Raw genomic sequence first — 11794 nt, 5'->3', positions numbered from 1 at the left:
AGATGTGTATAAGAGACAGCCTTTGACGCCGCCTCCACAGTAACAGCCGTTCGCGATAGCGATCAGCAGGATCTTTCCATCCAGCACCCTGCCATCATTGTATTCGATCCGAATATCTGCGCCTTTTTTTCGGATCAGGATCAAAAAAACAGAAACGAGATAAGCCAGCGAGCCTCCCACCAGTGGCCACCGCTTGACCCGCGAAGTCAGATCCACCACATTGCAGTCAAATCCTATGTTGAACATGTTGGCACAGTAACTTTCCGTAATATTATTATCGTAAACCGCGTGAAAATGAATCAGATCGCTGCTGACCGACCGGCCGCGCATCTGCCGCCTGATATCCTTGAAATCAGCGGCTTTGCCGTAGTTTCTTATGTAATCATTGCCGGTACCCATAGGGATCGCACCGATTTCCACACCTTCATATCCAAAGCAGCCATTGACCATCTCGTTGATGGTACCATCACCGCCGCAGCCATAGATCCGCAGCCGGGCAGTCTCTGATGCTCTGTCAAGATCACCGGAGCGTTCTGCATCCGCTCCAGCCCTTTCGAAACCTTTGCAGTACTTCTCACAAAGCGCATGTGCATACGCACCGCCGTCGCCCTGTCCTTTCGTAAAATATATTTCATAATCAGCACCAAGCTGGCAAGCCGCCTGCTCGATCGCCGTCACGATCTTTCTTCGGCTCCTCACCTTGCCCGATTCCGGATTCATGATAAAAACGTGCTTCATAGATGCCTCCAAAAATAGTTACCCTTTTAAAAATACCACATTCAGGGTATAATATGCTACAGAAAAGATATAAAATTTCAGATATATTTCAGGAGGTTATGACATATGGATCCAAGAATCGTGAAACTGGCCGATCTACTGGTCGATTATTCCTGCCGTGTGCAGGCCGGCGATAAAGTACTCATAGATTATGAAGGGGACTGCTGCAAAGATCTGGTGCGTCAGCTGATCAAGAAGATTTATGCAAAGGGCGGTCTGCCTTATGTGGACATCCGTGACAGTGCAGTGACACGCGAACTTCTGCTCTCCTGCAGTGAAGAGCAGATCACATTTATGAACGAATGCAGTCTGCAAAAGATGAAAGGCATGCAGGCCTACATCGCCATTCGTGCAGGTGGCAATACAGCAGAGCTTTCCGATGTTCCATCCGACAAGCTGAACATGTACTACCGGCTTACCAGCCCGACTCTCGACTATCGCGTCAATGAAACAAAATGGGTCGTGCTTCGCTATCCGAACAACTCCATGGCGCAGCTGGCAAACACCAGCCTTGAAGCCTTCGAAGACTTTTATTTTGACGTCTGCACTCTGGATTACAGCAAAATGGATCGTGCCATGGATGCGCTTGCAGCTCTGATGGAACGGACGGATAAAGTACACATCAAAGGACCTGGTACCGATCTGACCTTCTCCATCAAAGATATCCCGGCTATCAAATGTGCCGGCGAATGCAATATCCCGGACGGCGAAGTCTACACCGCCCCGGTAAAAGACTCTATGAACGGTATCATCTCATACAATACACCGTCAGAAGAACAGGGCTTCACCTATGAGAACATCGTTTTTGAGATCGAAAACGGCAAGATCGTCAAAGCCACATCCAACGATAACGACCGCATCAACCATCTGCTGGATACCGATGAAGGTGCTCGATACTTCGGCGAATTCGCCATTGGAGTCAATCCATATATTCTCGAACCGATGAAGGACACACTATTCGATGAAAAAATATGCGGCAGCTTCCACCTGACGCCGGGAGCTTCCTACGAAGATGCACCTAATGGAAACAAATCGGCAGTACACTGGGATCTGGTCATGATACAGCGAGCCGAATACGGCGGTGGAGAGATTTACTTCGACGATGTGCTGATCCGCAAAGACGGGATCTTCACTCTGCCGGAGCTTGCCTGCCTCAATCCGGAAAACTTAAGATAGTACTGCTTTTACCATCTATCATCGTCAGGCCAGCGGTCTTCCTGGTCTTCCCATTTTGCAGTTTCCTGCTCGAAGTCTCCCTTGTGGAACATTCTCGTGTTACGGCTTACCGGCTCTGCATCCGGTTCCAGAACCATCGTATCTGTACTGGCTCTCCGATGCTCTTCTGCAGCCTGCGCCGCCTTTGCAGCGATCTCTGAGCTGTGCGATCTTCCTGATCCGCCCAGATCTTCGGGGCCGTTTGGACCTTTCGGACCTTTCGGCCCTTTTCCTTTGCCGCCGCGCTTCTTTATAAGGACTGCTGCGATCACAGCGATAATGACAGCCAGTACAGCTGCAGAAATGATCAGAAGAAGATATCCGCCTGTCATCTCACCTTCGTCGCCTTTTTCATCCACACCGGATTCCATAGTTTCGTTGATTGCAGTCGCTTCCTGGGTCTCTGCCTGAGTCGCCTGTATCACATCGTCTGAATCTGCACTGCCGATCACCTTGACGGTTTTCGTTGCTGACGGGGTATCCAATGCGTTATCGTTCACATCGTACATTTCCGTCGTATTGACTTTAAGCGTAGTGCTGCCGTCACCTACCGCCTGAAATTTGATCTGAAAAGAAATGGAACCGCTGCCGATCTCCTTCATCTGGATGTATCCCGTATTGCCGCTGCTGCTGCCACCGGATAAATAATTCAGCTTGTTCGTATCATAGGTCATGCTTCCATTGACACTTCCGATCTGAGCACCACTGTAGGTGACTGTTACTGTAAACGTTTCGCCACCCTTCACCTGATCGCCTCCGGAAATGGAGACGGTGGACGCTGCAAAAACGCGAGGCGTCAGAAGCGGCACTGCGAAGGCTGCCACCACGAGAAACACGATGATCCTTCGCAAAACCCTGTCATGAAACTGATCTTTTTTCTCACTGTAAGTCATAAAATCCCCTCTTTCTGCTGCTTCCAGCCCTTACTGTCGGCTGCCTGTTTACGGCAGCGGACAGATCGAAGAAGGCATGGAATTATATACTGGAATTTCGAAAGTAACCGCTGAACTTGAATCGCTGCCGAAGGCTTTGCGAACCAGAGTCCCTTCTCCGGCCGCACCCTGCACATTCGTCATGTACTGATGGGTCGCAACGGTGGATAAACCGTTATTTACGTTGAACTTCTTCAGATAATATGTATTCTGCTTTTTGGATACGTAATCTCTGTAGTAGAAATCCGCACCGCCTTTGATAGAGCTGTATACGCTGTTCCATCCATGGTTCTTGGCATAGATCAGACCATTGGTGATCTTGTCGCGTGACGACGTTTCGTAGGCATTTACATTAAAGAAATTGTAATATCCTTTATAACCACTGACTGTACCGGAAATCAGAGAGCTCGTCCCCTTGCTGCCCTGCTCCTGCACGATCATTGCTGCCAGGACGTTCGGATTGACATTGGATGCCTTTCCTACCGCATTGATAAGAGAAGCGTAATTGCTATAACCACCGCCCGGTTTTCTCGTCTCCATAAAGGTTCCCTTCACTACTGCCGCTACCGTATTGGCATTCTGATTGCTGCCGTCATAGCTGTGAGTCATGAACTGATAAACGCCTGTATCATTCAAAAAGTTTCTAGGATCCATATAATATGCGACGACCTTCTTGCTTGCCGGATACCAGCCGCCATCTGCCCTTGACCATGTCTTTGTGGAAGCGTTATATGCTCCGGCTTCAGTGGAGCGATAGCGGACCGGAGAAGACGGACTCACCAGATTCGTATGCGGCTCAGCCGTTTCCTTCGCTAGCGCGTCGTTCCAGCTGATGTTGAGTTTCAGTGCCTTGAATGTCCAGTTCGGATGCATCGCATGAAGAACGCGAAGCCCGGATTTATAGGATTCCGGGAAGCCTTGTGCCGTCATATAGCTTTCGAAGTTGCTGTCAGACGTCACCGTCTGAAGTTTTACATAATCAGAGCAGATATAGCCGTCCTTCGAAGACGTGAACTGGTACTTGTACCAGGCTTTACCGTTTTTATCATTGACAGATCCTGTTACAAGGACTGTCGCGCCCTTGGCCAGCGTTCCCAGCTTGCTGTAAGAGGAACCTGCACCGCTGCGTACATTTAATGGACTGCTAGAAGTCGTCACCGTGCCGACCTGGAATGTGATTTCATTAGAATCTTGTCCGGGATCTGTGGTGCCGCTATTATTGGAAGATCCGTCAGTCGCCTTCACGTACTGAGAAGAAACGAAGCCCTTCTTGCCGTTATAGTTCAGCTGATACCAGACCACGCCTTTGCTGTCAGAAGCCTGTCCTGTAATATCGAATGTTTTGCCCTTGGCCAGCGTTCCCAGCCTGCTGTATGTAGCACCTGCACCGCTACGGACCGTCAGAGGGTCTGACTTTGTATTTACGGTCCCTTTTAAATTGGTAGTCGGTGTCACGGTCGTACTTTCTGAACTTGAAGAACCGGTAGAACTTGTCCTCACATAAGAAGAAGAAACGTATCCGGTCTTACCGTTGTAAGTCAGACGGTACCATATCACCCCACTGCCGTCGGTTGCCTTGCCGGTGATGTCAAAGGTCTTTCCTTTTGCTAAAGATCCCAGTCTGCTATAGGAAGATCCTGGGCCGCTGCGAACAGTCAAAGGGTCTTTTTTCGTATTGATAGTCCCTTTCGTGCCGGAGACTGCGGTTACAGAATGCTGTTTTATGTAAACGTATTTCGAGGAAACGTAACCGTTCTTCGAACCATATCTCATCTTGTACCACGTCACCCCGGACCGATCTTTTCCTGTTCCTGTAACTGTGAAAGTTTTTCCCTTTTTCATCGTTCCGATCTTCGAATAATTAGTGCCTGGACCAGAGCGTACATACAGCGAACTTGCAGTGATCTGGCCGGTTTCACCCGTTCCATAAGCATAACCGTCACGCTGCAGAGAAAGTACCGTAAACGCCGCGGAAAACATTATTACAGCCAGTATGATCGTAAAGATCCTGAAAATCTGTGCATTTTTAATAGTTGACATAATTCTCTCCTTGTTTACCCTGTTTTTCTATAATAAATAATGTGAATTTTAGTCGAAATTTATGTCTTATTATACCGCATAAACGTTGAAATGTCAATGTTTATAGCGTTTTATATATAAATAAAATCAGCATAATTAATATGCTGATTTTACAAAAAAACAAAAATTATCTATATTGTTTCACCATCGAGTGTACGATCGGCAAACCTTTTTGCGCCAGCACCTTTGCAGCCGACTCCCCATCGGCAGGATCTAACAAAACCGCGAAGCTGCATCCGCTTTGCAGTATCACCGGTGACTTGACGACCCGCGCAGGAATACCGTACTGCTGCAGAACATCCGCCGCTCGCTCCGTCGCATAGTATCCGGCAAAAAACAAGTAATAATAGTTACCGCTCACAGGGATTCCTCCCCTCCTGGATTCATACGAGATTCTTTATCATGCGTATGTAAAGGGTCATGAATCCGGCTTTTTCAGCATCTCGGTCGGACACCAGCGGATAGGATGCGATTTTCTTTTTCCCGTCATAGATGTGGATCATCCCTACTTTCTCGCCTTTTTTCACCGGGCATGCCACTGACTTATCGATGGAGATTTTTTTAGTGATGTTCGCTTTTTTTCCTTTTTTCACTGTCGCTGCGATAGTCTCTTCCGGCACGGCCGCTACTTCCTGCTGATCGGATTTTGGCAGGATGATAGTCCGCAGCTTCTGGCCTTTTTTCGCTACAGGTACCGTTTCATATGATGCAAAGCCGTGGTCGAGGAGTCTGGCCGTCTCTGCGAACCGCACCTTGCTGTCTTTGCAGCCGAGTACGACTGCGATCATTCTGGTAGAATCACGCTGAGCCGCTTCCGCCAGGCAGTAGCCTGCATCCTGGGTGAATCCGGTCTTGCCGCCGATGGCTCCCTTGTATGTCCGGATCATCTTGTTGGTGTTGGTCAGGGTAAAGTCCTTTTCCTTCCCCGGCAGTCCCACCTTGATATCCTCCTGCCATGCGGTGAACCAGTCGCGGGCGAATTCGTAAGTCATCAGCTGCCGGCATATCATCCCTATATCATATGCACAAGAATAATGTTCTGCCACAGGAAGCCCGTTGGTGTTGACAAAATGGCTGTTTTTCAATCCCATTTCAGCCGCCTTGGCGTTCATATCGTCCACGAATTCCTCTACGCTGCCCGACAGATGCTCCGCTAAAGCCACAGCTCCATCGTTGGCGCTGGCCATGATCACGCCTTTTAACAGTTCCTCCACCGTATGCTGCTCCCCTGGCTCCAGGTACATCTGGCTTCCGCCCATGGAGGCTGCGTTCTCTGAGATGGTCACCTTGTCGTTCGTGGCGATCTTTCCCTTGTCGCAGGCATCCAGCAATAAAAGCAGCGTCATCACTTTGGTGACCGATGCTGGCGGCAGGTGTTTTTTCGCGTTTTGTGCAAAGAGTACCCGTCCGCTGTTTCCGTCGATGAGCACAGCAGCTTTCGCATCGATTTTCATGCCGCCTTCGGTGGACGCTTTTTGCGAGCCTTCGGCACCAGCCTTTGCAGAAGTCTGCTGCGCCTGCCCATCTATGATCTGCAAAGACCGCTTCTGCGGATGAAATTTCTCCACTCCCAAAAATCCCCCGCCTGCCAGCACCGCGACCGCAGCAGCCGTGCATAAAACCTTCTCCCATACCTTCCGTTTCTTCTTCACAAAAAAACCTCCCTTCCCCTTTCAATGTATGCGGGGCGGGAGGGAAAAAGACGAGGTTTGAGGATCGAGGCGGGATGAAAACAACACGACGAAATTTCCAACGAAGTTTATTTCCCGGCAAAATGAATATGAGCTGTCAGATTATGATGCTGCAAAGTATACTCCAGCTTCCATCCGTGAAATTTGGATATTTCGTGGCAAAGCGGGATCCCGTAACCGCTGCCTTTGATTTTTTCTCTGGATAATAGTTCTCCTTGGTTCAGATGGCGCACATCGCGCGCAGTCAATGCCGGGGCTTCATTGGAGATGGTGATTCCCTCTGCTGAAGCTGCGATCTGAACGCTTTTCGATTCCCGCAGTCCATTGTTGACCAGATTGAGAAGCATGGATTTTATTAGTACTGGATCACATTCCAGCGTAGCCAGACTGCTCTCAATAGAAATCCCATCATCTAGCTGACACAGTTCTTCCAATAGTGGTTCCATAGAAATAACTTCCCGATGAATCCCCGTATTTTTAATGCTATCCAAGGTCAAGACTCGATCCACGATATCCTTCATATAATAAGCTTCCTGCAAAATCTGCTGCTGTGCAAATTTCCGATCCGCCTCAGACAGCCTTGATGTCTGTGACAAATACTGCGCATATCCCATCACGCTGGTCAGCGGCGTTTTCAGCTCGTGAGAAATATTGCTAACAGGACGATAGATCCGTTTCATCGCCTGATACAGCAATGCTCCTACGATAGCGCTGATCAGAAGCATAGCTGCCGCCGTCCCTGCCAGAATCTTGTATTGTTTTCCATAAAACCCGGCCAAATTCTTTGCATAACAAAGCTCCGCATTCTGATCGCGGATTCCCGCATCCAGCAGAGAATCATAATAGTAAAAAGTATCGTTTCCCACTCGCACCGTACCGTTATGCTCTGCCAGTATCGCGTCATCGGGAAAGGAATTCATCCATTGTTCTCCATCAAAAATGATTTTTAAGTATGTCTGCCTGCCGCTGTAAAAATGCAACAAACGTTCCATCTCCAGTTCCGAAGGCGCTTTTTCATTCACTGCAGAAATTCTTGCGGTCAGCTGCTGCGCCTCTGCTCTGCAAAATTCCATTTCCCTCGTCAATGCACTTTTAAACTGATACACCGACCAGATTCCGAATGCGATGTTGAGAAGGATAAAAAACACGCAAAACGTCAGCAGAAAGCTTTTTTCCCAGAGTTTCAAAGTTGTTTTCGGTTTCTTTTTCATCATTTGATCTCCAGCTTATATCCCATTTTAAATACAGTTTTGATCGTTTTATGTAGATCCAGTTTTTTTCGCAAGCGCTGCACATGGATGTCCACCGTGCGTAAGTCGCCGTCGAATCCCGGCTCCCATGCCAGTTCTAACAGCTGCTGCCGGGAAAGGACTTTGTTCTTATGTTCTGCAAAGGCTTTCAGCAGCTCAAACTCACGGGCGCTGAGATCTATTTCCTGTTTTTCCCGAGAAACACTGCAGGTTTGCAGGTCGATCTTAAGGTCGCCGATCTGCAAAACAACCTCTTTCTTCTTTGGCACCTTTCTGCAAAGGACGGCCTGGACGCGTGCCGCCAACTCCTGCAAATCAAATGGCTTTACGAGATAATCGTAAGCGCCTAGTTCAAACCCACGCAGACGGTCCTTGACTTCATCCCGTGCTGTAATATAGATAACTGGAACATCTCCCAGATGTCGGTGCAAAGAGAACCCGTCGATATCTGGCAAATTCACATCGAGTAAAATCAGATCCAGCGATTCTCTATCCACCACAGAAACCGCCTCTGCCCCGCAGGAAACCTGCGACATTTGATATCCCTTTGCAGCCAGCGTGCGGCAGATCAGTTCCCGAATAGCAAAGTCATCTTCTACTACTAAAATATTGGTCATGGTGCCACTTCCTTTCCAAAGGCTCCCGGCGTGCAGGAGCCTTATCCCTGAAAAGACTTTTCTTTATTTTACTGTACCGGCACATACTGTACAAGACTGGATTGTCCATCCATCGTAGATACGGCAAGGATCATCGTTCCATCCTCCTGCACCGCCAGATTACGCAAATCGCCTTTTCCAGTCATGCTGCGAATATTCTTTCCTGAAATCAGGCAGGACTCACCCCGAGCTGTGATCTTCCAGAGTCCCTGTTTATCTCCATAATAAAGAATGTTCTGATCTTCTGTAGCCGCAGTCACATATTCTCGTTCAAAGGCATCTGGATCGATGTGCTTCTGAAGTCGTTCCAAGACAGGTTCTAAGGATGTCTCTGTTCTTTCAGAGCTTACTGTTGCCAGTTGCTTTGCATCCACTGCATAGACGCCGTTTTCTCCTGCAAAGAGTTTGCCGTTAAGCAAATCCACTTTATCATAGCTGAGGACTTTGCCTTTCCATGTTCCACTGGTTTTATTCACTTCATAAAGATTTCCCTGAATATCTTCCAGATAACAACTGTTTCCAGCGAAATGCATTTTATAACAGCTTCGTTCCTGTACGGTTTTGTGTTCAATGGAAATGATAGTTCCGTTCGGCTGAATGATGAAATTATAATTATTTGTTTTCAGATTGGAAGAATCTTTTTCTACATCTGCTTTGGATGTATTCGGAGTAATACCCAGATAGATGCCAATCGTTCCATCCTCTGCCAGATAGCCATATCCTTCTACATAATCCGTTTGTTTGATCGTGATCGGTAAACGTGAAGCATATCTCGCAGTCTCCTCCCAGGTTTTACCCTGATCTTTCGATGTATAGCATATCACGTCCTGGGCCTGGGAACTTCCTGCTACAGCGCAAATCGTTCCATCCTGCATCGCTTTCAAATCCGTAATATACTCCGCTTCCTCCGGCAAGTCAAAAGATGTCGCCTCATACGAAGCTGTTTCCGCGTCTGCATCTGCCTGCGGCTGGCGAAATGAAGCCAGCACCAGTCCCAGCGATAAAGTTGTCACCAGTAAAACCAGTAGTGTAATCTTTTTCTTCATTATTATCACCTTTTCCTTTTCTTCGACAATAGTAAAAGGATTTCTGCGATCCGGATCCTTTGCAGACTCCTCATCTTATACTCCTATCTTACATTACAGATGTTTCAGAGTTGTTACAGATGTAGAAAAATGTTTTTATTTTTGAAAAATATTGTTCTGAATGGAATTGTAGAATACTATATAGGTGGAGGTATTGTATGTGTATGTATTGCAAGAATGACACATTGGTTGAAAGCACAACGACACACGTTGTGAATTATAAGAATTGTACGATCATAATCAAAAACGTTCCATGCCGTGAGTGTAGTCAATGCGGTGAGAAATATTACACGGATGAAGTCTCCGAACGGTTGGAACAACTCGTTGCAGCAGCAAAGAAATTGATGCAAGAAGTAGCAGTGATAGACTATGGGCAGGCCGCTTAGTTTTCACATAAGCATCTTAAAAATGGATAATGAAAAAGGGACATAACATAAGATACAATGCTGTGTCCCTTTTTGTTATCGATTTATTTCCTCTCCCCAATAAACGCTGCAATATTATCAAACTCGATGATGGCTCGCTTGATCATGGATTCCTTCGTTGCGAAAGCAACGTGCGGTGTCACCACGGTGTGCGGCGTGTGAAGCAGCGGATCCGCCGGGTCAAGCGGTGGTTCTGCATCGAACACGTCGATTCCGGCGCCTGCGATTTTTCCAGACTGCAAAGCGTCCGCCAGTGCTTTCGTATCTGCCACCGGACCGCGGGCTGTATTGATAAGGATCGCCGACGGCTTCATCAGTGCCAGCTCCTTTTCACCGATGATTCCCTTCGTTTCCGGCGTCAAAGGTACGTGGAGAGAAACGATATCGGATTTTTCCAACAACTCTTCCAGAGCCACATAATCCACATCCTTGACCTTGCCCGGTGTCCGATTATAAGCCAGAACATTCATGTGGAATGCCTTGGCCAGCTCGATGACTCTGGCTCCGATGGCTCCTGTTCCTACCACACCGATGGTCTTGCCTTCCAGCTCAAATCCCACCAGACCGTCTTTCGTGCCGCCTGCTCTGGCCGCTTCGTCGCACGGTAAAATATTCCGGTACACGTCCAGCATCAGCCCGAAAGTCAGCTCCGCTACGGCGGTCGTCGCATATCCGGCGCAGTTCTGGACTTTAATGCCGCGTTCTTCGCAGTAAGCCAGATCCACGTGATCCAGACCTGTAAAGGCTACTGCCAGCATCTTCAGGTTCTCGCACTGTTCCAGCACCTCCCGCGGGAACGGCAGATTGCCCAGGGCAATGATATCCGCGTCTTTGCCTCGCTCGCCAAGCTCTTTCACATCCGTCGTGCGTGTATCATAGCAGACGATTTCATGCTCTTGCCCAACAGCCGCCCGCGCGATTTCAAGGAAACGCTTTTCCTCTACCGCCAACGGCTCGATCACTACGATTTTCATAATCTCTTCCTCCGTATTTCAAACCTTTAGTCTTCCAGCAAAGTGATTTCAATATCCTGTGCCCCATCGTACAGTACCTTGCGGCCGAAATCATACAGATCGTCCAGTCCCTCGATGATGGTCAGGAAATGATTCCCCGAAAGCTGTCCGTGCTGGCTGGCAAACATACATCTGCCGTAGGACATGATGATTTCCATTTCGCTGATGCCGCCTGGATACAGGAGCATCTCTCCCTTTGCAGGATGAGACGTATGGTTTTCGTAATCCAGACCCGTCCGCAGATCGCCGTATGGGATCCAGATGCCTTCACCGCTCCAGCGCACGTGGATGAACTGACTCTTCAGCGGCAGCATATTTTCAAATACGCGACACGTTTCCGGCGCTTCCTCTGTCAAAAGTTTTCCAACAAAACGAAATTCACCTGATTTGATTTCAACCTTTTTCATGATAGTCTCCTCCTTAAAAGAATCTTTTTTTCACCATAACAGATAAAGTACACTTGACTGCAAGCGAAAAGCTCTCTAACATCTAAAGTATACTTTAGATGTTGCTTTTGCGCAAGGTGCGTTCTATAATAAAAACAGCAAAAGAAAGGAACAGCTTATGAGAATCGGAGCCTTTGCAGAAAAATACAATATGAATGTGTCCGCCGTCCGCTATTATGTAGAACGCGGACTTTTAACGCCGCAGCGCCGCAACAACCCTGTCTC

Annotated in this window: 13 protein-coding genes; 3 read left to right on the top strand and 10 right to left on the bottom strand. The window is 48.0% G+C overall.

Annotation, left to right across the window (positions count from 1 at the left end; translation table 11 throughout):
- Positions 1–738, bottom strand: a 738-nt coding sequence (locus tag H8876_RS06610) for a diacylglycerol/lipid kinase family protein (protein WP_249287074.1), incomplete at its 3' end; no start/stop codon positions are given.
- A gap of 105 nt (positions 739–843) precedes the next feature.
- Here H8876_RS06610 and H8876_RS06605 point away from each other — a divergent pair.
- The gene (locus H8876_RS06605; protein WP_249287073.1) at positions 844–1953 is read left to right on the top strand and encodes an aminopeptidase; all 1110 of its coding nucleotides are present in this window, start codon (positions 844–846) and stop codon (positions 1951–1953) included.
- Between the two features lie 8 nt (positions 1954–1961).
- Here H8876_RS06605 and H8876_RS06600 read toward each other — a convergent pair whose 3' ends face one another.
- From H8876_RS06600 to H8876_RS06570, 7 genes are all read right to left on the bottom strand, one after another.
- Positions 1962–2885: a hypothetical protein gene (locus tag H8876_RS06600; RefSeq protein WP_249287072.1), complete on the bottom strand. Its 924-nt coding sequence runs from the start codon at positions 2883–2885 to the stop codon at positions 1962–1964.
- Positions 2886–2933: 48 nt separating this feature from the next.
- Positions 2934–4964 (bottom strand): SH3 domain-containing protein, encoded by a 2031-nt coding sequence (locus tag H8876_RS06595; protein WP_249287071.1) that lies wholly within the window; start codon positions 4962–4964, stop codon positions 2934–2936.
- A gap of 166 nt (positions 4965–5130) precedes the next feature.
- Positions 5131–5364 carry a putative Se/S carrier-like protein gene (locus H8876_RS06590; RefSeq protein WP_177264286.1) on the bottom strand — a complete coding sequence of 78 codons (234 nt, stop codon included), beginning with the start codon at positions 5362–5364 and terminating at the stop codon, positions 5131–5133.
- A 22-nt stretch (positions 5365–5386) separates the two neighbouring features.
- Entirely contained in the window at positions 5387–6655 is a 1269-nt protein-coding gene (locus H8876_RS06585) for a serine hydrolase (RefSeq protein WP_249287070.1), read from the bottom strand.
- Positions 6656–6762: 107 nt separating this feature from the next.
- The gene (locus tag H8876_RS06580; protein ID WP_249287069.1) at positions 6763–7908 is read right to left on the bottom strand and encodes a sensor histidine kinase; all 1146 of its coding nucleotides are present in this window, start codon (positions 7906–7908) and stop codon (positions 6763–6765) included.
- Positions 7905–8561 (bottom strand): response regulator transcription factor, encoded by a 657-nt coding sequence (locus H8876_RS06575; RefSeq protein ID WP_249287068.1) that lies wholly within the window; start codon positions 8559–8561, stop codon positions 7905–7907. Before H8876_RS06575 ends, H8876_RS06580 begins: the two co-directional genes overlap by 4 nt.
- A gap of 68 nt (positions 8562–8629) precedes the next feature.
- Positions 8630–9646, bottom strand: coding sequence for a hypothetical protein (locus tag H8876_RS06570; RefSeq protein ID WP_249287067.1), 1017 nt, complete (start codon positions 9644–9646; stop codon positions 8630–8632).
- A 197-nt stretch (positions 9647–9843) separates the two neighbouring features.
- Here H8876_RS06570 and H8876_RS06565 point away from each other — a divergent pair, with 197 nt between their 5' ends.
- On the top strand, positions 9844–10071 hold the full coding sequence (locus tag H8876_RS06565; protein ID WP_177264314.1) for a type II toxin-antitoxin system MqsA family antitoxin: 228 nt from the start codon (positions 9844–9846) through the stop codon (positions 10069–10071).
- Between the two features lie 83 nt (positions 10072–10154).
- Here the strand turns inward: H8876_RS06565 and H8876_RS06560 are convergent, their stop codons facing one another.
- Positions 10155–11084 carry an NAD(P)-dependent oxidoreductase gene (locus H8876_RS06560; RefSeq protein ID WP_177264315.1) on the bottom strand — a complete coding sequence of 310 codons (930 nt, stop codon included), beginning with the start codon at positions 11082–11084 and terminating at the stop codon, positions 10155–10157.
- Between the two features lie 26 nt (positions 11085–11110).
- The gene (locus H8876_RS06555) at positions 11111–11530 is read right to left on the bottom strand and encodes a DUF3830 family protein (RefSeq protein WP_177264316.1); all 420 of its coding nucleotides are present in this window, start codon (positions 11528–11530) and stop codon (positions 11111–11113) included.
- A 157-nt stretch (positions 11531–11687) separates the two neighbouring features.
- Between H8876_RS06555 and H8876_RS10330 the strand changes: the two genes are divergently transcribed.
- A partial coding sequence (locus tag H8876_RS10330; RefSeq protein ID WP_417493424.1) for a MerR family transcriptional regulator occupies positions 11688–11794 on the top strand: 107 nt, incomplete at its 3' end.

The sequence above is a fragment of the Lentihominibacter faecis genome, from assembly GCF_014306095.1.
GTDB classification, from domain to species: domain Bacteria; phylum Bacillota; class Clostridia; order Peptostreptococcales; family Anaerovoracaceae; genus Lentihominibacter; species Lentihominibacter faecis.
The sequence above is the reverse complement of the archived record's forward strand: the minus strand, read 5'-3'. Positions and strand labels throughout refer to the sequence as shown.